The organism is Dokdonella ginsengisoli (genome assembly GCF_042652785.1).
GTDB lineage: Bacteria > Pseudomonadota > Gammaproteobacteria > Xanthomonadales > Rhodanobacteraceae > Dokdonella_A > Dokdonella_A ginsengisoli.
This window is the reverse complement of sequence record NZ_JBHSHD010000007.1, coordinates 453,144-477,466: the sequence shown is the minus strand read 5'-3', so window position 1 is coordinate 477,466 and position 24,323 is coordinate 453,144. Positions and strand designations below refer to the sequence as shown.

The following is a 24,323-nucleotide window of genomic DNA, read 5'->3' as shown; positions in this document are numbered from 1 at the left end:
TCATGAAAGGAATCTACCGGCTCATCGGCACGATCGCGGCCGCGTGCGGCGCCTGCGGCATCGGCCACGCCGCTCCGGCCAACGACCATTGGGCGGATCGCATGGCGATCACCGAACTGCCGTTCTCGGCGACCGTGCCGGACGTGACGACCGCGAGCACGGACGACACCGATCCGGACATCTTCTGCTGGTGGCAGTCGTTCCATCCGGCCAATCCCGGCGACTACGGCCTGTGGTTCGGATTCGTCACCGGCGACACCGACGAATACGTCGACATCGACACGGGCGGCTACGACACGGCGCTCGCCGTCTACGAGGGCGAGCCCGGAGCGTTCGTCGACGTGCCGGGCGGCTGCAACGATGACGGCCTTCGCATCGGAAGCGGATCGATCCTGCGTGGCGTGAAGCTGAGCGCCAACACCGCCTATTCCATCTTCGTCGCGGCCTACGTGTTCGTCGCGGATGACGCCTCGCTCGAGTTCTCGATGTCGCGCAGCGCCGTGCATCGGGTGACCAAGACCGAAGACGGCGACGACGGGCAATGCGACGAGACGGACTGCTCGCTGCGCGAGGCGGTGAACCGGTCCATCGCCGAGCCGGGCGCCATCGTCGTCCCGGCCGGACGTTACTTGGTTCCCGGCGGACTGGACTTCGGCGCCCATCATCCCGGCGGCATGAATCTCTATGGCGCGGGGATGGGCGAGACCGTCATTGACGCGTCCGCGGACGGGCGCGTGATGACTTTCCCGTCGCAGGACGACACCTTGCAGATTCTCACGTGGGGACTGCACGACCTGACCTTGACGAACGGCAGTACCGCAGAGAGTGGCGGGGCGGTCTTCGCCTACCACGGATACGTCGCCTTCGAGCGCGTCGCTGTCACCGATTCCGTCGCGTCGGGCAACGGCGGCGGCGTTGCCGTCCACTTCGGTGCGGCCTCCTTCATCCGGAGCCTGGTGGCCGGCAATCGCGCGGCGGGAATGGGCGGCGGCGCGTACGTGCAGCGCTACAACCTGGAGGTGCGCGAGTCGACTTTCACCGTCAACGATGCGGGGGAGGCCGAAGCGCGCGGCGGCGGCGGGCTGGCCGTCACCGGGCTGTACGATCTGCAGCTGTTCAACGCGACGGTCAGCGCGAATCGCTCGCGCACGAGTGCCGGTGGCTTGTACGCGCAGGACATCGAGAACGGAGTGCTGAAGAACGTCAGCATCGTCGGAAACACGTTCCGGGAACTTGCGCCGGACGCCAAGGGCGGCGGCCTGTGGATCGGCCCGGTCGACAGGATGAGCCTGTTCAACAGCGTGCTGGCCGGCAATCACGTCTTCGGCCATCCCGAGACTCCTTCCGATTGCGAGCAGGACGAGCAGCACGACCTCGTGGCGATCGACAACCTGGTACAGGTTCCCGGTTCGTGCACGGTCAGTGCGGCGTACAACCTGGTCGGCGTGGATCCTCAGCTGTCGCCGCTCGGCTTGTATGATTCGGCTCTGCCCGTGCACCTGCCGCTTGTGGGAAGTCCTCTGGTCGACGCCGGCGACGTCAGCGGCACCAACTGCGCCCGCAACGACGCCCGTGGCATCGCGCGCCCCCAGGACGGTGACGGCGACGGCATTGCGACGTGCGACATCGGCGCCGTCGAAGTGGAGGCGCCGGACGACATCATCTTCAGAGACGGCTTCGACTGAGTATCCGCCGGTGTTCGGCGGCCGCGCGCCCGCCGCCGATGCCGTGCAGCGCGGCGGCGCTACGCGGCGGCGCTGCGGGAACGACGCTTCGCGTGCCAGCACCAGTGCCACGGCTCGTACGCGATGCCGTGCCGGTTGCCGCGCGGATACGACAGCACGAAGCCGAACTCGCGCGCCCGCCGCGTCAGCCACGCGAACGCCGGCGAGCGCTCGAACTCCTCCTCGAGTGCGGCGTATCCCGGCGTGGTCAGGTCGACGACGCGGCCGGAGTGGTGTTCGCTGTAGCCGGGTGCGGCGCTGACGCGCAGGATCTCCTCGACCGTCTGTCCGCGTTCGAGCTTGCGGCGGAGAATGCCGAGCTGGTACTCGGCCGAGCGGAACGCCGACACCAGCTGCAGCTCGATGCCGTCGTTCGCGGCGGCTGCGCGCATGCGGGCGAGGGCGCGCGCGGCGCGCGGCGCGAGCCACTGAAGGCGCGCGTGGACGTCCTCGCCGACGCAGACCAGCTCGCGCGGCTCGCGCACGATGCGCAGCGCGCGCCGGCGGCCGTAGTCGCGCGGCACGCCGAGGCGCTCGGCTTCGCGCAGGATCGCGCTCCGCTGCCGCGCGTCGCAACGCACCGGTGGCTGCGGCGCGTGCGGCGTCGAGGAAGTCACGGACTGCGCGCCTGCGCCGCGCATCGGATCACTGCTTCAGGGCGGCGGCCAGCGGCTTGACGTGGAAGCCGGCGATGCGACCGTCGCTGCCGCAGGCGATCTGCGCGACCAGGGTCGCCTTCTCGAAGATCAGCGGCGTCATCACGATGAAGTAGCCCTCGCCCTTGGCGGGGTGCGATTGGCCGCGCGCCTGCAGTGCGCCGAACTGCGCGAGCTGGCCCCAGGTTTCCTTGAGTTTGGGCGCCGGCATCGCGCCGCGCATCTTCGCGTCGAAGTCCTTCGTCGCGGTGGCGAAATCGCCCTTCTGGGCGGCGTCGAGCAGGCTCGCGGAGCGCGACTCGCACGACGTCGCCAGCCGCTTCTCCTGCGCGTCGATCGGTGGCGTCAGGGCGAGAGCGTCCTGCGACTTGCCCGGCTCGGCAGCGGTCTTCGGTACCTTGGCGGCGGGACTCTCGGCCGCGGCGTTCTCCGTCGAGGCATGCTCGGTCGCCACCGGCTCTGCGGCGGCGGCTTCGACGGCGAGCTCGGCCGGAGCGGGTTCGGCCGCTGCCGGTTCGGCCTGTGCCGGCGGCGCCTCGGCGGCCGCACCGTCGGCCGGCGGCGTCTGCGCGCCGACGTCCTTCGCCCGCGCCAGCGCGTCGACGTCGATCTCCTGCGGCGGGGCGGCGGGTTCGGCCTTCTTCTTCGCCGGCGTCGCGGCCTGGGCGGAGGCGACGGCGAGCAGCAGCAGGCAGGCGAGGGCGCGGATCGACATGGACAACCTCCGAAGGAACGGGCGCCGCGATGCGTCGCGGTCGAAGGGCGCCAACGCTATCACGAGGGCATGTATCGACGCTGAGTCGCGGCCTCAGGCCATCGCCGGCGCGGCGACGTGCAGGACCAGGTCGGCACAGAGGTGCGCGAGGACGGCGTGCTCGAGGCCGCGCTTCCAGTACAGCCAGCCGAACGCGAGGCCGGCGATGGCGTTGTAGGCGAGCACGCGAACGACGATTGCCGCCGTCAACGGGGCGAGCTGCGAGGCCGCCGGCAGGTGGCCGGCACCGAACAGCAATGCGGCGACGACGATCGCGGCAGGCATGATCCACGGCTTCGCTTCGCCGGCGCAGCAGCGGCCGAGCAGCCAAGCCACACTGCCCATCAGGAAGACCCGGCAGGCAGTCTCCTCGACGATCGCACCGTACGGTGCGGCGAGCAGCCCTTTCCAGAGCGCCGGGGTGCGTATCGCCTCGAGCGGCGCGCCGAACGCGGCGATCGCGACGAGCACCGTCACCGCGGCCGACGCACCGAGCGCGATCGCGAGCGGCCAGTTCGCCGCAGCCGGGCGCGCGCGCGCGTAGAGCCAGGCGGCGAGCCACGGCGCGCCGAGGCCCGACGTCGCGCCGAGTTTCAGTCCGGCCCAGGCGAGCAGGAACACGATCACGCCGGCTTGCAGCGATTGCGCCAACATCAACACGCCGGGCGTAACCGGCAGGCCGGCGAGGGCGCCCGGTTTCAGCGCGAGCAGGTACGGAAAGAGCAATGCCGTTGCCCAGGCACCGGCAACGCCCAACAGCAAAGCGATGCGCAGCTGAGGCGGCGAGCGGCTCACGCGGAATCGTCCTCGATCGCCTTCGGCTTCGGCGCCGGCTTCAGCCGGCCGGCCTTGCGCAGCGCGTCGCGCAGCAGGTATTCGATCTGCGCGTTCAGCGAGCGCAGGTCGTCGTCGGCCCAGCGCTGCACCGCTTCGAGCACGGGCGCGCTGATGCGCAGCGGGTAGGCTTTCTTTTCGCTCACGCCGCTCAGCCGGTGTAGAGGGAACCCGTATTGACCACCGGCTGCGTCGAGCGGTCGCCGCACAGCACCACCAGCAGGTTGCTGACCATCGCCGCGCGGCGTTCGTTGTCGAGGTCGACGACGCCGCGCTTGCCCAGTTCGGCCAGCGCCATCTCGACCATGCTGACGGCGCCTTCGACGATGCGCGTGCGTGCGGCGATGATCGCGCCGGCCTGCTGGCGCTGCAGCATCGCCTGCGCGATTTCCTGCGCGTAGGCGAGATGGCTGATGCGTGCCTCGATGACTTCCACGCCGGCCTTGCCCAGTCGCGTCTGGATCTCGTCGCGCAGATGCGCGTTGACCTCGTCGCCGTGGCTGCGCAGCGAAGGCTTGTCGGCGTCGTGCGCATCGTACGGATAGCTCTGCGCCATCTGCCGCAGCGCCGATTCGGACTGGATGCGCACGAAGTTCTCGTAGTCGTCGACCTGGAACACCGCCTCGGCGGTGTCGATCACCTGCCAGACGACGACGGCCGCGATCTCGATCGGATTGCCGTCGTTGTCGTTGACCTTGAGCTTGCCGGATTCGAAATTGCGCACGCGCAGGCTGATCGCGCGACGCGAGTAGAACGGGTTGGTCCAGCGCAGGCCGGCGTCGCGCACGCTGCCGGCGTAGCGGCCGAACAGCTGCATGACCTGGCCCTGGTTCGGCTGCACCTGGAACAGGCCCTTGGCGAGGAAGGCGAGCGCGCCGACCAGCAGCACGACGATGCCCATCCCTTGCGGCCGCGCCGCGCCGCGCTGCAGGCCGTCGCCGAGCCAGACGAAGGCGACGATCGCGATCACGATCAGGCCCAGCACGACCGGCAGGCCGGGAACGGAAAAGGCTTTGCGCTCGTTCATGACGAGCCTCCTGGTGCGTCGAATAGATATCAAAAATATATCAAACGCCAAATGTGGTGTCGACGATCTGCGCAGCGGATCGTGGTCCGGGAAAAAACGGAAGGCCCGCAAGCGCGCCCAGTCGCGAGCGCGCGTCGCCGATGCCGGCTCGATCGGATTCCGGCAACGGGGCGCTGGGTGCGCGCCGGCTGGCGTCGATTCGCCCCGTTGCCGTGGCGTGCCGGCGATCGACGACGGCTACCGACCGGCGCGGCGACGCCTGCTACGGCGTCACCGCCTCGGCGCGGCGCAGTTCGATGCGCCCGAGCATGTCCAGGCCGGCGTAGAAGCGCCACGGATCGCCGTCGCCGACCGACAGCGCGATGTGCCCGGCGTCGAAGCCGGACAGGGCGGCGTCGAAGCTGCGCCAGCGGCCGTCGATCCACGCCTGTGCCCAGGCGTGCGGCACGAACACCTGCTCCTTGCCGGCGAAGCCGGGCGCGTAGGCGAGGCCGTCGACGACGCGCGTGGCGATGCCCAGCGCACGGCCGAGCGCGGCGACGAGCACGGCGTGCTCGGTGCAGTCGCCCTCGGGCTTGCGCACCACTTCCAGCGCCGAGGCGTAGCCGACGCCCAGGCTCTTGTTGCGGATGAAGCCGCGCACGAAGGTCTCCACGCGCTGCATCTGCGCCAGCGGATCGCGGTTCGCGCCGGCCGCGTGGCGCGCCAGCTTGACCAGCTCGGGCGACTTGCTCTGCAGCCAGTCGTTGGGCAGGTAGTCGTCCTTGTCCGGCGCCGATTCGCCGCGTGCCTCGGCCTCGCGGCGCACGGTCACCAGGAACTCGTCGCCGCGCCGCTCGACGTGCTGCTCGTCGGTGTCCGGCAGCGCCAGCGGTTTGCCGGTGTCGCGCGACGCCAGCGTGTAGCGCATCGTTCCGGCGAGTTCGGTCGACGCCAGTGCACGCGGCGAGGTCACCAGCGTGCGCTCGAACACGTCGCTGCCCTGGTTCGGCGCGGTCGCGCAGGCGCGATCGCAGGCGAGCAGGACCAGCTCCACGCCCATCACCGGCATCGCCAGCTTGTACACGGTCTGGTCCGCGTCGACCCAGGCGCGGCTCTTCATCGGCGTGCCCGGAAAGGCCAGGGTCTGCTCGACCGGGTTCAGGGCGCGGCGGCCGCCGGGCAGGTCGACGTCCTCGCGGGCGCCGACGATGCTGGTCAGCTCGGCGGTGTCCAGGCTCGACGGCTGGAACGCCAGCGCCTTGTACTGCGTGCCGGCGGCGAGTCCGGCGCGTACGCCGGCCAGGCGCACGCCTTCGGGCAGCAGCGCGCCCTTCGGCCACGGCAGGCTGCGCTTCTGCGCCTGCCCGCCGTTGCGCGTGACCAGGTGCAGGGTGCCGCCGCGCAGCGTGCCCTCGACCACGGTCTGGCTGCCCGACAGCTGCGACACGCTGCGGAAGGACAGAGGCTTGCCGTCGCGCGTTTCGGTGCTGGTCTCCGCGCTGCCGAGCGTGACCTGCGTGCCGGCGCGGTCGAGCACCAGATCGAGCCGCTGCATCGTCACGACCTGGTTGCCGTGCGCCTCGCGCTTGGATTCGAAGGTGCCGATCTTGCGGCCGTCGAGCAGGACCGTGAACCACTGATGCGCGGGCGGCGCGGCGCCGGCCAGCAACGGCGAGGCGAGCAGGACGGCGAGGAGGAGACGGCGCATGCGGATTTCCCTTGGCGGAAGCCGCATTGTGCCAAGCCGCGGCCGCCGGCGCGTGCGGGGGGCGTGAATCGCCGCGCGCAGTCACGAATCCTTACGTAGTTCCGGCGTGGCCGGGAAGGCGAGCGAAGCGGTTTGCCCCGCCGGCCCGGCGCCTCATTACAATCGCGCTCCCCTTCCCGCGAGTCCCCGCATGAAAGATTTCGGCACGCCGCACACCGACACCGCGATCCGCGTGCTGCTGCTCGGATCGGGCGAACTCGGCAAGGAGGTGGCGATCGAGCTGCAGCGCCTCGCCGTCGAGGTGATCGCGGTCGATCGCTACGCCAACGCGCCGGCGATGCAGGTGGCGCACCGCTCGCACGTGATCGACATGCTCGACGGCGCGCAGCTGCGCCGCGTGATCGAGCTGGAGCGTCCGGACCTGGTCGTGCCCGAGATCGAGGCGATCCATACGCCGACCCTGATGGAACTCGAGCAGCAGGGCCTGAGCGTGGTGCCGACCGCGCGCGCGGCCTGGCTGACGATGAACCGCGAGGGCATCCGCCGTCTCGCCGCCGAGGAATTGCAGCTGCCGACCTCGCCGTACCGTTTCGTCGACACGCGCGAGGAATACCGCGCGGCGGTGGCCGCGCTCGGCCTGCCGTTCGTGATCAAGCCGGTGATGTCGAGCTCGGGCAAGGGCCAGAGCATCGTCCGCGACGAGCACGGCCTCGACGCGGCCTGGGACTACGCGCAGTCCGGCGGTCGCGCCGGGCAGGGGCGCTGCATCGTCGAGGGCTTCGTCGACTTCGACTACGAGATCACCCTGCTGACGGTGCGCCACGTCGGCGGCACCCGTTTCTGCGCGCCGATCGGGCATCGCCAGGAGAAGGGCGACTACCGCGAATCGTGGCAGCCGCAGCCGATGAGCGACCGGGCGCTGGCCGAAGCCGAGCGCCAGGCCGCGGCGATCACCGCCGCGCTCGGCGGCCGCGGCGTGTTCGGCGTCGAGTTCTTCGTCAAGGGCGACGCGGTGATCTTCTCGGAAGTCAGCCCGCGCCCGCACGACACCGGGCTCGTCACGCTGATCTCGCAGGACCTGTCCGAATTCGCGCTGCACGCGCGCGCGATCCTCGGCCTGCCGGTGCCGGCGATCCGCTCGTTCGGACCTTCGGCCTCCTGCGCCGTGCTCGCCGAGGGCGACGGCGCGCGGCCGCGCTACCACGGCGTCGCCGAAGCGCTGGCCGAACCCGATACGATGCTGCGCCTGTTCGGCAAGCCCGAGGTCCACGGCCAGCGCCGCATGGCGGTCACGCTCGCCCGCGATGCCGACGTCGAGGCGGCCGTGGCCAAGGCCGTGCGTGCCGCCGCGCACCTGTCGATCTCGCCCTGAGCGGGCATCCCTCACAACCGCAGGAACGTCCGCATGACCGATGCCCCGAACTACGCCGTCTTCCTGTTTCCGCAGGCGCTCGATGCGCTGGGCGAGGCGATCAAGCCGTACCTGCGCGACACGCCCGGCGGACCGCACATCGTCTGCGTGGAGATCGACGCGGCCGGGCCGCTGTTCGGCATGACCCTGGTCGGCAAGGGCCCGAACGGCGAGCGGCTCGAACTCGAACTGATGGTGCCGGTGTCGATGGTGAAGCTCGTCATGTCGATGCACGGCGAGCACGAGATCGGATTCATCTGACCGGCTCGGAAAAAAGCCAGGCGCCACCGTTGCCGGGCGTGATGGTGAAGGCGGTTGGCGCCGCGGGGCGCAGGCCAGCGGACTCAGCGGGCCGGGGCGTCCAGGTCGAGCCACGCATTGTCGCGCAGGATTTCCAGCGGCCGGTAGCGCGACTTGTAGTGCATCTTCGGATGGCCGTCGATCCAGAAGCCCAGATACAGATGCGGCAGGCCGTGCTCGCGCGCGATGCGGATCTGGTTCAGGATCGCGCAGGTGCCCAGGCCGCGCGATTCGTGTTCCGGATCGAAGAACGTATAGACGGCCGAAAGCCCCGCCGCGCAGAAGTCGGTGACGGCGAGCGCGAGCAGGCGTGCGCCGTCGCGGAATTCGATGAAGCGGGTCGGGCTCCACGCGGTGTACAGGAAGCGTGCGAAGTCCTCGGGCCGGGCGTCGTCCATGCCGCCGTCGCGGTGGCGCGCGCTCAGGTAGGTGCGGTAGAGCGCGAAGTACTCGTCGGTGTAGGCGGCCGGCACGATCTGCACCGACAGGTCGGCGTTGCGCGCCAGGCAGCGGCGCTGGCTGCGGTCGGGGCGGAAGCGTGCGATCGGCACGCGGCAGGCGACGCAGGCGCTGCAGCCCTGGCACTGCGGATGGTAGACGTGGCCGCCGGCGCGGCGGTAGCCGCGCTGCACGGCCAGATCGTAGATCTGCGGCAGCTGCGGCGCGCTCGGGTCGATGACGATGTTCTGCGCGGTGCGCTCGTCGAAATAGCCGCACGGATGCGGCAGGGTCTGGAACAGGCGGACGACATCCGAACGCATGGCGCATTCTAGCGTTTCGCCGCGGCGGCGCATCCGGGGGCCGGGCGGGGAGAGCGGCGTCCGCCGTGTCCCGGCGCGCTGCGGTTCAGGAAGCGCGCCGCCTCAGCGCGACAGCATCGTCATCGCGATCAGCGCCGCGACGCCGCCGATCAGGGCGAGCAGGATCAGCTTGATCCGCGTCGAGGTGCGGCGGTGGCCGCTGGCGTCGCCGGCGCTGCGTGCGGCGGCCAGTTCGTCGGCGAAGCGGGTCGCCGGTTCCAGCCCGGCGTCACGCAGGATCCGCCGCGCGGCGGTCTGGTCCTCCGAGCGCACCACGCATACCTGCGGCCAGGAGTCGCGATCGCCCTTCGCGGTGTAGCTGAAGCGCTTCCAGTCCGAGCCCTGGTAGGCGCGCCGGTTCGCGATCGAGGTCTGGATGCCCTTCTCGGCCATCAGCGCGACGACGCGCTGGATGTTTTCCATGCGGGGCGAGGTATAGATCTGGCGCATGGGTCGATGCTACGCGGTTTCGGGGCGCAGGCGAATCAGGCCTTCCTGCGCCGTCGAGGCGACCAGGCGGCCGCTCTCGTCGTAGAAAAGGCCGCGCGCGAGGCCGCGTCCGCCCTGCGCGGTGGGGCTGTCGCAGGCGTAGAGCAGCCATTCGTCGACGCGGAACGGCCGATGGAACCACAGCGCGTGGTCAAGGCTGGCCACCTGCACGTTGCGCTGCAGGAACGAGATGCCGTGCGGCAGCATCGCGGTGCCGATCAGGTGGAAATCCGAGGCGTAGGCGAGCAGGGCGCGATGCAGCACCGCGTCGTCGGCGATGCGGCTGGTCAGGCGGAACCAGACTTGCTGCTGCGGCGGGCGCTTGGCCGGCTTCAGCTCGTCGCGCGGGTAGACGTGGCGGAACTCGAACGGGCCGCCGCGGCCGAACCAGCGCTGCAGCTTCGGCGGCAGCTTGGCGAGCTCATCGGCGGACAGCGGCTTGGGCGGGTCGAGGTCGGCCGCCTTGGGCACTTCGGGCATCGACACCTGGTGCTCGACGCCGGTCTCGGCGACCTGGAACGAGGCCGAGAAATTGAAGATCGGCTGGCCGTGCTGGATCGCGGTGACCCGGCGCACCGAAAAGCTGCCGCCGTCGCGCGTGCGTTCGACGTTGTAGACGATCGGCTTCTCGATGTCGCCGGCGCGCAGGAAGTAGGCGTGCAGCGAATGCGCGGCGCGGTCGGCGTCGACGGTCTGCTGCGCCGCCGACAGCGCCTGGCCGAGCACCTGCCCGCCGAACACGAAGCGCGTGCCGATGTCGCGGCTCTCGCCGCGGAACAGGTTGTCCTCGAGGCGTTCGAGCTGAAGCAGGGTCAGCAGTTCTTCGACGTGGGCGGCCATCGGGCGGATCGGGCGGAAAGGGCCGCCCAGTATAGCCGGCAGGATCGGCGGCCCGGTTTCAGGGTTCCGGCTTCAGGCGCTCCAGCCCGCTCTCGGGAACGACCTCGTCCCACGGAAACAGCGGGCCGGGGTCTTGGCGCCGCCGCAGCAGGATCGAAGGATCGTCCTTTGCCGGCTCGAGGCGGCGGTCGAGGTCCTCGTGGCCGGCGATCCAGCGCAGGTTCGCGTGATCGTGGCGCAGGCGGCCGAGCAGGGCGCGCAGCGAGGCGATCTGCTCGGGCGTGTACGGCACGCTGAATTCCTGGTGGCGGCTGTCGCCCCAATGCGGATAGCGGCCGAGGTTGACCAGCTCGATGCCGATCGAGCGCGGGTTGTAGCTGTAGGTGTGGTTGGCCACGCGCAGGTCGCCGACGAAGCGCGACACTGCGCCGTCGGTGTCGATGTAGTAGTGGCCGCTGTTGCCGGTGCGCGAGCCTTCGTAGTGGATGCGCTCGCCGAATTCGCGCGCCAGCGTCATGTCCGGCAGCTCGGTGCAGTGGATCACGACGAGGTCGATCGCCGCCGACGGCCGCGCGGCCAGGCGTTCCTCGTACGGCAGCGGCCAGTCGTGGATGACGAGTGCGGGCATGGGCAACGGCCGGGAATGGGGAATCGGGAATCGGCGGGTGCGGAAGGCTACAAGTTTTCGCCCCCTGGGGCGAAGTGCCGCTATGCTTTCGCGATTCCCCACTCCCGATTCCCCATTCCCATGAAAGGCACGGTCATCCTCTCGCACGGCCTGGAAAGCGGCCCGCAGGCGACCAAGGTCAGTGCGCTGGCCGAGGTCGCCGTGGCGCTCGGCTGGGCCGAGGTGCGTCCGGACTACCGCGACCTCGACGCCACGCGCGATCCGCGCGAAATCGACGCGCGCATCGCGCGGGCGCTGGCGCATGCGCCGGCCGAGGGACGCGTGGTGTTCGCCGGTTCCAGCATGGGCGCCTTCGTGTCCGGACCGGCCTCCGTGGCGCGGCCCAGCGCCGGCCTGTTCCTGCTCGCGCTGCCCACCGGCATCCCCGGTTATCCGCAGCCGTTCCGCGCGGCGGCGGTGCCGATCGCGCTGGTGCACGGCTGGCGTGACGAGGTCTGCCCGGTGGACGCGGCGATCGACTTCGCGCGCGAGCGCGCGGCGGCGCTGCACCTGGTCGACGACGACCATCGCCTCGGTGCGCACGTGTCCGAATGCGCCGAGCTGTTCCGCCGGTTCCTGAGCGGGCTCCACTGACGTGCCGGAACTGTTCGCGACCTGCCCGAAGGGACTCGAATACCTGCTGCGCGACGAGTTGCGCGCGCTCGGTGCCGAGGAAGCGCGCGAGGCCCTCGCCGGCGTGCACTTCACCGGCTCGCTCGAGCTGGCCTATCGCGCCTGCCTGTGGTCGCGCCTGGCCAGCCGCGTGCTGCTGCATCTGGCGGAATTCGACGCCGCCGACGCGGATGCGCTCTACGCCGGCGTGCAGGCGATCGACTGGTCCGCGCACCTCGCCGCCGACGGCCGCTTCGCTGTCGACGCGGTCGGCGGCTCGAGCGCACTGAACAACACCCAGTTCGTCGCCCTGCGCACCAAGGACGCGATCGTCGACCAGTTCCGGCGCGAGGCCGGTACGCGCCCGGACGTCGACGTGGAGCGGCCGTCGATCCGCGTGAACGTGCGGCTGCACCGCCAGCGAGCCACCGTCTCGCTGGACCTTGCCGGCACGCCGCTGCATCGCCGCGGCTGGCGCCAGGGGCAGGGCGAGGCGCCGCTGAAGGAAAACCTCGCCTGCGCGATGCTGCTGCGCGCGGGCTGGCCGGCGATCGCCGCGGCCGGCGGCGCGCTGGTCGATCCGATGTGCGGTTCCGGCACGCTGCCGATCGAGGCCGCGCTGATGGCGGCCGACGTCGCGCCGGGCCTGCGCCGCGACTACTTCGGCTTCCTCGGCTGGCGCGGCCACGACGCTGCGCTGTGGGAAACGCTGCAGGCCGAAGCGCACCGGCGCGCGGAAGAGGGCTTGCGCGCGCTCTCCCCGGTGTTTTTCGGCAGTGACCAGGATCCGCGCGTGCTGAACGAGGCCAAGCGCAACGCGCAGGCGGCCGGCGTCGCCGGGTTCGTGCATCTGGCGCGGCATTCGGCCGAGCACCTGCGCCGGCCGGAAGGAACCGCCGCGCCCGGTCTGGTCATCTGCAATCCGCCCTACGGCGAGCGGCTCGGCGAGCGCGCACAGCTCGCTTCGCTGTATCGCGCCTTCGGCGAGCGCCTGCGTTCGGAGTTCGTCGGCTGGCGCGCGAGTGTCATCGTCGCCGACGACGAGCTCGGCCATGCGCTGGGCCTGCGCGCGGACAAGCGCTACACGCTCTACAACGGTGCGCTCGAGTGCCGCCTGCTGACGTTCGATCTGGCCGAGACCGCGCCGCGCGAGCACGTCGAGAAGCCGCTTTCGGAGGGCGCGCAGGCGGTGGCCAACCGCATCACCAAGAGCCAGCGTCACCTGCGCAAGCGCTTCGAGCGCGAGGGAATTTCGTGCTACCGCGTCTACGACGCCGACATTCCCGAGTACGCCGCGGCGATCGACGTCTACACGGCCGTCGCGCGCGACGACGCGCCGTCGCACGAGACCTTCCCGCAGACCTGGCTGCACGTGCAGGAATACGCCCCGCCGCGCGAGATACCCGAGGCGGTCGCGCGCGACCGGCTGCGCGATCTGGTGCGCGGCGCGGGCGCCGCCCTGGGCGTGCCGCGCGAACGCATCGCTCTGAAGACGCGCTATCGGGCCAAGGGCGGCTCCAAATACGGGCGTTTGGAACGCCGCGACGAGTTCCTGGTGGTGGAGGAGGGCGGGCTGAAGTTCCGCGTGAACCTGTTCGACTACCTCGACAGCGGGCTGTTCCTCGACCACCGGCCGGCGCGCGCGCGCATTCGCGCCGCGGCACGCGGTGCGCGGTTCCTGAACCTGTTTTGCTACACCGCGAGCGCCAGCGTGCACGCGGCGGCCGGCGGCGCACGTACGACCACCAGCGTCGACCTCTCGTCGACCTACCTGGAATGGGCCGCGCGCAACTTCACGCTGAACGGGTTCGGCGGGCCGTCGCACCGGCTCGTGCAGGCCGACGTGCTGGAATGGCTGCGCCACGATCGCGGCGAGTACGACCTGATCTTCGTCGACCCGCCGACCTTCTCCAATTCCAAGCGCGCCGACGATTTCGACGTCCAGCGCGACCATGCGCAATTGCTCGCGCTGTGCGGCGAGCGCCTTGCGGCGGACGGGCTGATCGTTTTTTCGAACAATTTGCGCCGTTTCACGCTCGACGAAGGTTTGTCGAGTGCGTTCGACGTGAAGGACATCACGGTTTCCACCATTCCGCCGGACTTCGCGCGCAACGCGCGAATTCATCGTTGCTACGAATTGCGTCGTGGTTCCGCGCGCTGAGCGGATTCTTAACTCGCCCGCGCGAAATTTCAGTCACGATTCAGGCGTTCGCACGCAGCATGCGAATCGTAATTCGGAAGGGCCTGTCCCATGACTGTTTCCCGCAACCCGCTTCGTCTCGTCGTGCTCGGCCTGCTGATCACCGCAGGGCTCGTGTTCGCGCCGGCGTCGTTCGCGCGCGGTCACCACCACGGTCACTGGAACGTTTCGCTCAATTTCGGATATCCCGGCGTCGGCATCGGCTATTCCAACTCCGGTTGGGGTCACGGGTACTACGGTGGGGGCTACTATTCGTCGTACTACGCTCCGGCGTACTACCGTCCGGCCTATTACAGTCCGGCTTATTACAGTTACCCGGCTTATTACGGTTCGTACTATTACGATCGCCCGTACTATCGCACCACGTATCGGCGCGCTCACTACGACCGCGGCTATCGCAACTACGACCGTTACGACCGTGGGTACCGCAGCTACGATCGCGGCTACCACCGGGCTTCCTACTACGATCGCGGCTACCGCCGCTGATCACCGTCTGCGCTGGCGGCGCACCCCTCCCCCTTCCCCGCCGCTAGCGTACCCGCCCCGCGACGATTTCCCCTGGTCGTCGCGGGGTTTCTTTTTTGTGCGCTCGTCCTTGATCGCTGCTTCGGTCCGCGCAAGGCCACCTTTGTGGCCTTGCGTGGTCTTGGAGTCCAGCGCGGCCGTCCCTGGCCGCACTTTTCATGTGAAGCCGGCCGGTTGAAGGGCTGGGCCGGCTTTTCAGGTGAAGCGAACGGGCTGGGAGGCCGGGCCGCGCTTTTCAGTGAAGCCAAACGGCCGGGAGGCTGGGCGGGGTGGGGCACGGTCGCGTTATCATGACGTGTTGATGTCAACGGATCGGTGCATGAGCGAACACTCCAGGCGACCTTCCACGCGCACGGCAGCCGAAGGGCCGGCCGCTTGGACGTTCTTCCGCCAGTGGTTGAAGAATCCGCGGGCGATGGCGTCGCTGGCACCGTCCAGCCGGCAACTGGCGCGGCGCATGGTCGCGCAGCTGCCGCCGGGGGCGCGGCGGGTGATCGAACTCGGCGCCGGTACCGGCGTGTTCACGCGCGCGCTGCTCGATCGGGGCATCGCGCCCGACGATCTGCTCGTGGTCGAGCTGAACACCGAGCTGGCCGAGTGGCTGAGCGAGCGTTTCGACGGCGTGCGCATCGTCAACGGCGATGCGCGCGACCTGGTCGAGCTGACCCGGCAGTCGGGCTTCGAGATCGGCGAAGGCGTGGACGCGGTGGTCAGCGGCCTCGGCTTCCTGGCGATGCCGCGTCCGATCCAGCAGGCGATCCTGCGCGCGATCTTCGACGTGCTCGGCCCGGATCGTCCGCTGATCCAGTTCACCTACGGCCCCTCGAGCCCGCTGCCGCGCGATCTTCTGGCCGAGATGGACCTGAGCGTGCGGCGCGCGAGCATGACCTGGCTGAACATGCCGCCGGCGACCGTCTACGTCTACACGCGCAACCGCTCCATCCCGGTGCGGGCCGTGCGCGCCAAGGGCTGATCCGCCGCGCTTTCCCCGGGCGATAGCGCGCGCGTCACGTGCGTGCACTATGATGGGACTTCCGCCTGCACGCGCATCGAGGAGCCCCCATGGGTCAGTCGCCGAATCCCGATTGGTTGAATCAATGGCAGGGATTTTCGCGCAACATGATGAATGCGTGGCAGGACATGGCGCGCCAGGCGGGCGCCGCGCCACAGGCGCCGGCGTCGCCCTGGCACGACGGCTTCGAGCAGTGGGCGCGCCTGTTCGCCTCCGGCGGCGGGACGCAGGGCGAGACGATCGAGCGCATCATCGACAGTGCGAAGGGCTATGCGGCTTTCATGCAGTCGGCGCTCGCCGCGGCGGCCAATGCCGGAACCGGCGGCCCGGCCTGGAGCGAGACCTTCCGCTCCGGTTTCGGCATCCCCGGAGCCGAGTCGATGCCCTTCGGCAGCGATCTGCTGCGCGCCATGCGCGAGATGCCGGTCCACGGCGGCGGCTACGCGGCGATTTTCAACACGCTGGGTTCCCTGCGCCCTCCGGCCGCGGATGCGGGTGAACTCAAGAGCTGGCTCAGCCTGCCGGCGTTCGGCCTGGCCCGCGAGCACCAGGAGCACTACCAGAAGATGGCCGTCGCCTGGGTCGAGTGCCAGGAGCAGATGGCGCGCTACAACGCGCTGATGCTGAAGGCGAGCCAGCGCGGATTCGAGCTGTTCGAAGGCAAGCTCACCGAGCGCGAGCAGCCCGGGCGCCAGATCGATTCTCTGCGCGCACTGTACGACCTGTGGGTCGACGCGGCGGAGGAGGGCTACGCGGAAGTCGCGCTGTCGACCGAGTTCCGCGAAGTCTATGGGGCGCTGGTCAACGCGCAGATGCGCGTGCGTTCTCAGATCCAGCAGGAGGTCGAGCGCGTCGCGGTCGATCTGGGCATGCCCACGCGCACCGAGCTGAACAACATCGGCGAGCGCCTGCAGGCGCTGCGCCGCGAGCTGCGCGCCCGCGGCGACGACGGCCTGGCGCGCGAGGTCGCGCGGCTGCGCGACGAAGTTGCCGCGCTGAAAGCGGCCGGCAAGCGTGCCGGCGGCGGCCGTGCGGCCGAGGATAAGGCGCCCGAGCCGCCGCCGCCGCGCGCCGCGCACACGCGCGCGAAGGAGCGCCCGGCGCGCCCGAAGGCCGAACCGGAGAAGAAGGCCCGGCGAGCGGTCGCTGCAGTGGCGCCGGGCAATTTTTCCTCGCGCATCGCCAAGTTCGCCGACGCTTCGCTCGGCCGCGGGAAGAAAAAGTCCGCGCAAGCGGCGAAGTCGAAGAAGAAGCGCTGAGCGCGCCTGAACGTCCAGCCGAGGGCCTTTCATGTTTCCGATCAAGATCGAGCCGACCAAGGCGATCGACGAAGTCCTGACCACGCAGCGCAAGCTCGCCGCCGCCCTGCAGACCTTGCGCGAGGTCGACGACGTCGATTTCGGCGTCACGGCCAAGGAAGCGGTCTACCGTGAGGACAAGCTCGTCGTCTATCGCTTCAAGGGCGAGCGGACGCCGACCGCCAAGGTGCCGATCCTGATCGTCTACGCGCTGGTCAACCGCCCGTACATGGTCGACCTGCAGGACGACCGCTCGCTGGTCAAGAATCTCCTTGCGCAGGGCGAGGACGTCTATCTGATCGACTGGGGCTATCCGGACCTGGCCGACCGCTGGCTGACGCTCGACGACTACATCAACGGCTACATCGACCGTTCCGTCAACGCGGTCGCCGCGCACGCGGGCGTCGACAAGATCAACCTGCTCGGCATCTGCCAGGGCGGGGCGTTCTCGCTGTGCTACGCCTCCACGCACGCGGACAAGATCAGGAACCTGATCACGATGGTCACGCCGGTGGATTTCCACACGCCGGAGAACATGCTGTCGAACTGGACGCGGCAGCTGGACGTGGACCTGTTCGTCGACACGCTCGGCAACGTGCCGGCCGACCTGATGAACCTGTGCTACCTGATGCTCAAGCCGGTGCGGCTGAACCAGCAGAAGTACATCGGCCTGGTCGACATCCTCGACGACAAGGCGGAGCTGGAAAATTTCCTGCGCATGGAGAAGTGGATCTTCGACTCGCCCGACCAGGCGGGCGAGGCATTCCGCCAGTTCATCAAGGACTTCTACCAGGGCAACAAGCTGGTCAAGGGCGGCCTGAAGATCGGCCCGCACGAAGTGCACCTGGGCAACGTCACGATGCCGGTACTGAACGTGTTCGCCGAGCAGGACCATCTGGTGCCGCCGTCGGCGTCGCGCGTGCTGGCCGACCACGTCGGCACCGACGACTACACGCAGATCGCCTTCCGCGGCGGCCACATCGGCATCTACGTGTCCGGCCGCGCGCAGCGCGAGGTGCCGGCGGCGATCCACGACTGGCTGGCCAAGCGCTCGCGCTGATCCCGGCGCGGCGGGTTGCCGCGCCGCCGAACCTTTCCGCCGCGAAACGGTCCCGAAAGGGCCGCGCGGCATGCTGCCGCCCGATTTTCTTCGACCCAATGGCGAGCCACGCCCATGAATGAAGTATTGGTGACCTTGCACGGCATCACGGTCACGCCCTGGAAGATCGTCGGCTACCTCGGCGTGTTCCTGTTCACCAGCCGCTGGTTCGTGCAGATGTACGCGACCAAGAAGCTCAAGCGCGTGCACATGCCGCGCGCGTTCTGGTGGCTGTCGGTGTTCGGCAGCGTGCTGCTGGTGTGCTATTTCACGTTCGGCAAGAACGATTCGGTCGGCGTGCTCTCGAATCTGTTCCCGGCCTTCGTGTCGGTCTACAACCTCGTCGTCGACTTCCGCCACCGCAAGGATCGAAGCCTGCAGCGCGAGGCGAATGCAAGCTGAAACGCGCGGGCACGGCGGCGTCCGCAGCGCGGTCGACGTCGGCGCTTCTTCCGCGTGGGCGGCGCGCATCCCCCGCCGGCAGGCAGGCGATGCCCATGACCTGTCTCGACGGCAGGGGCGCGCAGGCCGTGCGGCGGGTCGCCGGCGGGCACGGCTGGATCGGCCGGCCGGGCGACTACGTGCTGGCCTGCAAGCTCGCCGGCAGGAAGGCCTGCCCGGCGTCAGTCGGGATCGTAGTCGAGGTTCGGCGCCAGCCAGCGCTCGGCCTCGGCCAGTGACCAGCCCTTGCGCCGGGCGTAGTCCTCGACCTGTTCCTTGGTCAGGCGGCCGACCACGAAATACTGGCTCTGCGGGTGCGAGAAGTACCAGCCCGAGACGGCCGCGGTCGGCAGCATCGCGAAGCTCTCGGTGATCGAGATGCCGGCGTTGGCCGTCGCGTCGAGCAGGCGGAACAGCGCCGCCTTTTCGGTGTGGTCCGGGCAGGCCGGATAACCGGGGGCGGGACGGATGCCGCGGTACTTTTCGGCGATCAAGGCCTCGTTGTCGAGCGCCTCGTCGGCCGCGTAGCCCCAGAATTCGCGCCGCACACGCTGGTGCAGGTGCTCGGCGAAGGCTTCGGCGAGGCGGTCGGCCAAGGCCTTCAGCAGGATCGCCGAATAGTCGTCGTGGTCGCGCTCGAAACGCGCGACGTGCTCGTCGATGCCGATGCCGGCGGTGACGGCGAACGCGCCGATCCAGTCCTCGCGCCCGCAATCCTTCGGCGCGACGAAGTCGGCCAGGCAGAAGTCCGGCCGCTCGACCGGCTTGTCGACTTGCTGGCGCAAGAAATGCAGGGAATGGGGAGGAGCGGAAGCCGCTTCATCCGATTCCCGGTTCCCGATTCCCGATTCCCGGTGCTCCGTCAGGAGCACCACGTCATCACCGACGCTGTTCGCGCGCCAGAACCCGATCACGCCGCTGGCCTTGAGCCACTTCTGCGCGATGATCTTGTCGAGCATCGCGCGCGCGTCGCGGTACAGCTCGGTGGCCTGCGCGCCGACGACGGGGTCTTCGAGGATCGCCGGGAATTTCCCGGCCAGCTCCCAGGCGTTGAAGAACGGCGACCAGTCGATGAACTCGACCAGATCGGCGAGCGGGTAGTCGTCGAACACCGTGACGCCGGGCGTACGCGGCGCCGGCGGCACATAGTCGGCCCAGCCGCCGTCGAAGCGCTGCGCGCGTGCCTTATCGAGCGGAACCAGGCGCTTGGCGCCACCGCGGTCCTTGTGGCGTTCGCGGATCTCGGCGTACTCGGCGCGGATCTTCGCCATGAACGCGTCGACCAGCTCCTTGGAGATCAGCGACTGCGCCACGCCGACCGCGCGCGAGGCGTCCTTGACCCATACCGTCGGCGCCTTGTAGTGCGGCTCGATCTTCAGCGCCGTGTGCGCGCGCGAGGTCGTCGCGCCGCCGATCAGCAGAGGCAGCGCGAACTCCTGGCGCTGCATCTCGCGCGCGACGTGGCTCATCTCCTCCAGCGACGGCGTGATCAGGCCGGACAGCCCGATCATGTCCGCCTTCTCGGCGATCGCGGTGTCGAGGATCTTCTGCGCCGGCACCATCACGCCGAGGTCGATCACGTCGAAGTTGTTGCAGCGGAGCACGACGCCGACGATGTTCTTGCCGATGTCGTGCACGTCGCCCTTGACCGTCGCCATCACGATCTTGCCGTTCGATCTGCCGGTGTCGCCGGTGCGCGCCTTCTCGGCCTCGATGAACGGCAGCAGGTAGGCGACCGCCTTCTTCATCACGCGCGCGGATTTCACCACCTGCGGCAGGAACATCTTGCCGGCGCCGAACAGGTCGCCGACGACGTTCATGCCGTCCATCAGCGGACCCTCGATGACGTCGAGCGGACGCGCGCACTGCAGGCGCATCTCCTCGGTGTCGAGCTCGGCGTAGGCGTCGATGCCGTGCACCAGCGCGTGCGTCAGGCGCTCGCGCACCGGCAGGCTGCGCCAGGCGAGGTTCTCGACCACGACCTCGCCCTTCTTCGCCTTGTAGCGCTCGGCGATTTCGAGCAGGCGCTCGGTGGCGTCCTTGCGCCGGTTCAGCACGACGTCCTCGACGCGCTCGCGCAGGTCCGGATCGAGGTCGTCGACGATCGGCAGCGCGCCGGCGTTGACGATGCCCATGTCCATGCCGGCGCGGATCGCGTGGTACAGGAACACCGCGTGGATGGCCTGACGCACGGTCTCGTTGCCGCGGAACGAGAACGACACGTTCGACACGCCGCCGGACACGTGGCAGTGCGGCAAGGTCGCCTTGATGAGGCGCGTCGCCTCGATGAAGTCGACCGCGTAGTTGTCGTGCTCCTCGATGCCGGTGGCGATGGCGAAGATGTTCGGATCGAAGATGATGTCCTCGGGCGGGAAGTCGAGGCGTTCCCTGAGCAGCCGGTAGGCGCGCGTGCAGATCTCGACCTTGCGCGCGCAGGTGTCGGCCTGGCCCTGTTCGTCGAACGCCATCACCACCGCGGCGGCACCGTAGCGCAGCACCTTTCTGGCGTGGTCGAGGAAGACCTCTTCGCCTTCCTTCAGCGAAATCGAATTGACCACGCCCTTGCCCTGCAGGCAGCGCAGGCCGGCCTCGATCACGCTCCACTTGGACGAATCGACCATCACCGGCACGCGCGCGATGTCGGGCTCGGAGGCGATCAGGTTCAGGAACCGCACCATCGCGGCTTCGGAATCGATCAGGCCTTCGTCCATGTTGACGTCGAGGATCTGCGCGCCGTTCTCGACCTGCTGGCGCGCCACCACGACCGCCTCGTCGTAGCGTTCTTCCTTGATCAGCTTGCGGAACTGCGCGCTGCCGGTCACGTTGGTGCGTTCGCCGACGTTGACGAACAGCAGCTCCGGCGTGATCAGCAGCGGCTCGAGGCCGGAAAGGCGGGTGTAGCGTGGAGTGTCGGACATTCTGGATGGACCGGAGATTGGGTTGACGTCATTCCCGCGCGAGCGGAAATCCGCTTCTCAGCGCCTGGAAAACGCGATGGACTCGCGCTCGCGCGGGAACGACGAAGTCATGCCGCTTGGGAGACGCGTGTGTGCAACGCGCGCGGCGCGACACCCTCGACGGCCGCGGCGATCGCCGCGATGTGCGCGGGCGTCGTGCCGCAGCAGCCGCCGACGAGGTTGAGCAGACCCGAGCGCGCGAATTCGCCGATCAGCTGCGCCATCTGTTCCGGAGTCTCGTCATATTCGCCGAACGCGTTGGGCAGGCCGGCGTTGGGATGCGCGCTGACGTAGCCGTCGACGACCTGGGCGAGCACGTCGACGTACTGGCGCAGCTCCTTGGCGCCGAGCGCGCAGTTGAGCCCGACCGACAGCGGCCGGCTGTGCGCCACCGAGGCGTAGAACGCTTCGGCGGTCTGCCCGGACAAGGTGCGGCCGGAGAGGTCGGTGATCGTGCCGGAGATCATCACCGGCAGGCGCGCGCCGCGTTCCTCGAACAGTTCGTCGATCGCGAACAGCGCCGCCTTCGCGTTCAGCGTGTCGAAGATCGTCTCCACCATCAGCGCATCCGCGCCGCCGTCGACGAGTCCGGCCGCGGCCTCGCGATAGGCCACGCGCAGTTCCTCGAAGCTGGTGTTGCGGAAACCCGGATCGTTGACGTCCGGGCTGATCGAGGCGGTGCGGCTGGTCGGGCCGAGCACGCCGATCACGAAGCGCGGCTTGTGCGGAGTCTTCGCTTCGGCCGCGTCGCAGCACGCGCGCGCAAGCCGCGCGCCTTCGCGGTTGAGTTCGTAGACGACGTGCTCGAGGTGGTAGTCGGCCTGGCTGATCGAGGTCGCGTTGAACGTGTTGGTTTCGACCAGGTCCGCGCCGGCGTCGAGGTAGGCGGTGTGGATCGCGCCGATCACGTCCGGACGCGTCAGCGTCAGCAGGTCGTTGTTGCCTTTCAGGTCGTGGCCCGGCTGCGTCGCCGGATCGCGCTGAGGCTCGTGCAGGCGGTCGAATCCGTCGACGAAGCGTTCGCCGCGGTAGTCGCTCTCGTCGAGCTTGTAGCCCTGCACCATCGTGCCCATCGCACCGTCGATGACGAGGATGCGGCGGGCGAGGCCGTCGACGAGGGCCTTGGCGCGGGAGGGGTTGAGGTAGGGCAGGCTCATGGTTTCCTCGCGAGCAGGCTGAGGACTTCGAAATGGGGTGCGCGGCGCTCGCGCGTGAGGCGCTCGCAGGCGATGACGTCCAGGCCAGCCTTGCGCGCGAACTCGCGCAGCTCGTCCGGGGTGAAGCCCAGGTTGCGGTGCTCGAACGGTTCGACCGCGGTGCGGTGCGCATGGCGCGCGAGCGTCGCGGCGAGCAGGCGGCCGCCCGGGCGCAGCACGCGCGCGGCCTCGGCGATCACCGCGGCGGGGCGTTCGCTGTAGGTCAGCGCGTGCATCAGCAGGACCAGGTCGAAACGCGGCGCGGCGACGTCGAGCGCGTGCATGTCGCCGACGCGCACCTGGACGTTGCCGAAGGCCTTCAGGCGCTGCCGCGCGGCGGCGACCACGCGCTCGCTGGCGTCGACGCAGACGATCGAGCGCGCGCGCGAGGCGAGCAGCTCCGCCAGCACGCCGTCGCCAGAGGCGATGTCGAGCACGTCGCCGGTCTCCACCAGCTGCGTCATGCCGCGCGCCAGCGCTTCCCAGGTGCGGCCGGGCGAATAGTGGCGTTCCATGTCGCCGGCGACGGTATCCGCCCAGCCTTCGGCGCGTGCGCGCTTGGCCAGCAGGGCGGGCAGGCGGCGCTCGTCGTCACGCAGGATCGCGTCGTCGACGTTGTCCTTAAGCGCGCGCAGCAGCGCGCCTTCCTTCGCGTCCAGCTCGCCGTTGTAGCGGTAGTAGGACGACACGCCGGCGCGGCGGTCGCGCACGAGGTCGGCTTCCTTCAGCTTGGCCAGGTGCGTGGACACGCGCGGCTGCGCCAGGCGCAGCACGGCGGACAGTTCGGCGACGGTGAGTTCCTCGCGCTCGAGCAGCGCGAGCAGGCGCACGCGCGTCGGGTCGGAAAGCAGGCGCAGCAGGGCCGAAGTGGCGGCCAGGTCCAAGATGTATCCCTTTATCTTGATAAAAAGATAAATGCTAGCGTAGCGAGGCGGACATGCAGCGTCAATGCACGGCGTGCGGCGTGCCAGCCGGTATGCTTGCGCGATGCGCTCTTCTGTCTCGTCCCGTCTCGCCCTGCACCTGCTCGTCCTGGTTCTCGCCGTCACCGCGCACGGGCACGCCGCCGCCGCCGAGCTGGAGGACGCCGAGCTGGCGAAGTACTGGACCGCCGATGCGGCGCGCGTGCCTTACCGGGCGATCCAGACGCCGGGCCGGCGCGACGGCGAGAAGCTGCCGCTGGTGGTGTTCCTGCACGGCGACTGGCAGGACGGCACCGACAACCAATCGCAGCTCGCCGGCCGCGGCAACGGTTCGTACGAGCTCGTCGACGCTGCGCGCGAGGACGGCATTGCGCTGGTCTACGTCGCGCCGCAGACGACCGACGCGTACTGGCCGCCGGCGCGCGTCGCCGCCGTCGTGCGCGACGCGCTGGCGCGTTTCCCGATCGATCGGCGGCGCATCTACCTCACCGGCATTTCCGACGGCGCGACCGGCGTATGGGATGCGCTGAAGACCTATCCGGCCTGCTTCGCCGCCGGCGTGCCGATGTCGGGCATGACCGAACTCGCCGGGCTCGGGCCGATCCGCGACGTGCCGCAGTGGGTATTCCACGGCAGCGAGGACGACGACACCGACGTGGAGACCGGCTACGACGGCGCGATGGTCGGCTCGCGCGCCGTCGTGCGCGCGCTGCGCGCGATGGGCGGCAAGCCGCGCTACACCGAATACGCCGGCGAGAAGCACGTGATCTGGCCGCGCGCCTACGCCGAGGACGCGCTGCTGCCGTGGCTGCTCGACCAGCGCCTGCGCGGGGCGCCGTGCGATTTCTCCGCGCCCGCGCGCTGAGTC

24 protein-coding genes are annotated in these 24,323 nt (G+C 69.5%); 11 read left to right on the top strand and 13 right to left on the bottom strand.

Annotation, left to right across the window (positions count from 1 at the left end; genetic code table 11):
• The first annotated feature begins 101 nt into the window (after positions 1-101).
• Complete coding sequence (locus ACFO6Q_RS09735; RefSeq protein WP_380020471.1) at positions 102-1,685, top strand: choice-of-anchor Q domain-containing protein; 1,584 nt, start codon at positions 102-104, stop codon at positions 1,683-1,685.
• A gap of 59 nt (positions 1,686-1,744) precedes the next feature.
• Here ACFO6Q_RS09735 and ACFO6Q_RS09730 read toward each other — a convergent pair whose 3' ends face one another.
• From ACFO6Q_RS09730 to ACFO6Q_RS09705, 6 genes are all read right to left on the bottom strand, one after another.
• Positions 1,745-2,341 (bottom strand): M15 family metallopeptidase, encoded by a 597-nt coding sequence (locus tag ACFO6Q_RS09730; RefSeq protein ID WP_380020470.1) that lies wholly within the window; start codon positions 2,339-2,341, stop codon positions 1,745-1,747.
• A gap of 28 nt (positions 2,342-2,369) precedes the next feature.
• Entirely contained in the window at positions 2,370-3,095 is a 726-nt protein-coding gene (locus ACFO6Q_RS09725) for a DUF3887 domain-containing protein (protein ID WP_380020469.1), read from the bottom strand.
• A 93-nt stretch (positions 3,096-3,188) separates the two neighbouring features.
• A complete protein-coding gene (locus tag ACFO6Q_RS09720) occupies positions 3,189-3,929 on the bottom strand; it encodes a CPBP family glutamic-type intramembrane protease (protein WP_380020468.1) in 741 nt (246 codons plus the stop codon).
• The gene (locus ACFO6Q_RS09715; protein WP_380020467.1) at positions 3,926-4,114 is read right to left on the bottom strand and encodes a type II toxin-antitoxin system antitoxin; all 189 of its coding nucleotides are present in this window, start codon (positions 4,112-4,114) and stop codon (positions 3,926-3,928) included. The genes ACFO6Q_RS09720 and ACFO6Q_RS09715 overlap by 4 nt, the downstream gene beginning before the upstream one ends.
• Positions 4,115-4,119: 5 nt before the next feature.
• Positions 4,120-4,995 carry an SPFH domain-containing protein gene (locus ACFO6Q_RS09710; protein ID WP_380020466.1) on the bottom strand — a complete coding sequence of 292 codons (876 nt, stop codon included), beginning with the start codon at positions 4,993-4,995 and terminating at the stop codon, positions 4,120-4,122.
• A 262-nt stretch (positions 4,996-5,257) separates the two neighbouring features.
• Positions 5,258-6,685, bottom strand: a complete 1,428-nt coding sequence (locus tag ACFO6Q_RS09705) for a transglutaminase-like domain-containing protein (RefSeq protein WP_380020464.1) — start codon at positions 6,683-6,685, stop codon at positions 5,258-5,260.
• A gap of 190 nt (positions 6,686-6,875) precedes the next feature.
• Between ACFO6Q_RS09705 and purT the strand changes: the two genes are divergently transcribed.
• Both purT and ACFO6Q_RS09695 read left to right on the top strand, forming a co-directional pair.
• The gene (gene purT / locus ACFO6Q_RS09700; protein WP_380020463.1) at positions 6,876-8,057 is read left to right on the top strand and encodes a formate-dependent phosphoribosylglycinamide formyltransferase; all 1,182 of its coding nucleotides are present in this window, start codon (positions 6,876-6,878) and stop codon (positions 8,055-8,057) included.
• A 33-nt stretch (positions 8,058-8,090) separates the two neighbouring features.
• On the top strand, positions 8,091-8,357 hold the full coding sequence (locus tag ACFO6Q_RS09695) for a hypothetical protein (protein ID WP_380020462.1): 267 nt from the start codon (positions 8,091-8,093) through the stop codon (positions 8,355-8,357).
• Between the two features lie 83 nt (positions 8,358-8,440).
• Here ACFO6Q_RS09695 and ACFO6Q_RS09690 read toward each other — a convergent pair whose 3' ends face one another.
• From ACFO6Q_RS09690 to ACFO6Q_RS09675, 4 genes are all read right to left on the bottom strand, one after another.
• The gene (locus ACFO6Q_RS09690; RefSeq protein ID WP_380020461.1) at positions 8,441-9,157 is read right to left on the bottom strand and encodes an arginyltransferase; all 717 of its coding nucleotides are present in this window, start codon (positions 9,155-9,157) and stop codon (positions 8,441-8,443) included.
• 102 nt (positions 9,158-9,259) lie between these two features.
• Complete coding sequence (locus tag ACFO6Q_RS09685) at positions 9,260-9,646, bottom strand: hypothetical protein (protein WP_380020460.1); 387 nt, start codon at positions 9,644-9,646, stop codon at positions 9,260-9,262.
• Between the two features lie 9 nt (positions 9,647-9,655).
• The gene (gene tesB, locus ACFO6Q_RS09680; RefSeq protein ID WP_380020459.1) at positions 9,656-10,525 is read right to left on the bottom strand and encodes an acyl-CoA thioesterase II; all 870 of its coding nucleotides are present in this window, start codon (positions 10,523-10,525) and stop codon (positions 9,656-9,658) included.
• A 58-nt stretch (positions 10,526-10,583) separates the two neighbouring features.
• Complete coding sequence (locus ACFO6Q_RS09675; RefSeq protein WP_380020458.1) at positions 10,584-11,153, bottom strand: N-acetylmuramoyl-L-alanine amidase; 570 nt, start codon at positions 11,151-11,153, stop codon at positions 10,584-10,586.
• A 120-nt stretch (positions 11,154-11,273) separates the two neighbouring features.
• Here ACFO6Q_RS09675 and ACFO6Q_RS09670 point away from each other — a divergent pair, with 120 nt between their 5' ends.
• From ACFO6Q_RS09670 to ACFO6Q_RS09640, 7 genes are all read left to right on the top strand, one after another.
• Positions 11,274-11,786 carry an alpha/beta hydrolase gene (locus ACFO6Q_RS09670; RefSeq protein ID WP_380020457.1) on the top strand — a complete coding sequence of 171 codons (513 nt, stop codon included), beginning with the start codon at positions 11,274-11,276 and terminating at the stop codon, positions 11,784-11,786.
• Position 11,787: 1 nt separating this feature from the next.
• A complete protein-coding gene (rlmKL, locus tag ACFO6Q_RS09665; RefSeq protein WP_380020456.1) occupies positions 11,788-13,965 on the top strand; it encodes a bifunctional 23S rRNA (guanine(2069)-N(7))-methyltransferase RlmK/23S rRNA (guanine(2445)-N(2))-methyltransferase RlmL in 2,178 nt (725 codons plus the stop codon).
• Positions 13,966-14,055: 90 nt separating this feature from the next.
• Positions 14,056-14,490: a hypothetical protein gene (locus tag ACFO6Q_RS09660; protein ID WP_380020455.1), complete on the top strand. Its 435-nt coding sequence runs from the start codon at positions 14,056-14,058 to the stop codon at positions 14,488-14,490.
• Positions 14,491-14,848: 358 nt separating this feature from the next.
• Positions 14,849-15,502 (top strand): class I SAM-dependent methyltransferase, encoded by a 654-nt coding sequence (locus ACFO6Q_RS09655; protein ID WP_380020454.1) that lies wholly within the window; start codon positions 14,849-14,851, stop codon positions 15,500-15,502.
• Between the two features lie 146 nt (positions 15,503-15,648).
• Positions 15,649-16,800, top strand: coding sequence for a class III poly(R)-hydroxyalkanoic acid synthase subunit PhaE (gene phaE, locus ACFO6Q_RS09650; RefSeq protein ID WP_465251707.1), 1,152 nt, complete (start codon positions 15,649-15,651; stop codon positions 16,798-16,800).
• A 31-nt stretch (positions 16,801-16,831) separates the two neighbouring features.
• Complete coding sequence (locus tag ACFO6Q_RS09645; protein WP_380020452.1) at positions 16,832-17,899, top strand: class III poly(R)-hydroxyalkanoic acid synthase subunit PhaC; 1,068 nt, start codon at positions 16,832-16,834, stop codon at positions 17,897-17,899.
• A gap of 114 nt (positions 17,900-18,013) precedes the next feature.
• A complete protein-coding gene (locus ACFO6Q_RS09640) occupies positions 18,014-18,340 on the top strand; it encodes a lipid-A-disaccharide synthase N-terminal domain-containing protein (protein ID WP_380020450.1) in 327 nt (108 codons plus the stop codon).
• Positions 18,341-18,561: 221 nt separating this feature from the next.
• On the opposite strand, the gene metH is transcribed toward ACFO6Q_RS09640, so the two are convergent.
• From metH to ACFO6Q_RS09625, 3 genes are all read right to left on the bottom strand, one after another.
• Entirely contained in the window at positions 18,562-21,297 is a 2,736-nt protein-coding gene (gene metH, locus ACFO6Q_RS09635) for a methionine synthase (protein WP_380020449.1), read from the bottom strand.
• Positions 21,298-21,404: 107 nt separating this feature from the next.
• Positions 21,405-22,493 carry a homocysteine S-methyltransferase family protein gene (locus ACFO6Q_RS09630; protein WP_380020448.1) on the bottom strand — a complete coding sequence of 363 codons (1,089 nt, stop codon included), beginning with the start codon at positions 22,491-22,493 and terminating at the stop codon, positions 21,405-21,407.
• A complete protein-coding gene (locus ACFO6Q_RS09625; RefSeq protein WP_380020447.1) occupies positions 22,490-23,416 on the bottom strand; it encodes an ArsR/SmtB family transcription factor in 927 nt (308 codons plus the stop codon). Before ACFO6Q_RS09625 ends, ACFO6Q_RS09630 begins: the two co-directional genes overlap by 4 nt.
• Positions 23,417-23,519: 103 nt before the next feature.
• On the opposite strand from ACFO6Q_RS09625, the gene ACFO6Q_RS09620 reads away from it, so the two are divergent.
• Complete coding sequence (locus tag ACFO6Q_RS09620) at positions 23,520-24,320, top strand: carboxylesterase family protein (protein ID WP_380020446.1); 801 nt, start codon at positions 23,520-23,522, stop codon at positions 24,318-24,320.
• Positions 24,321-24,323 lie beyond the last annotated feature (3 nt).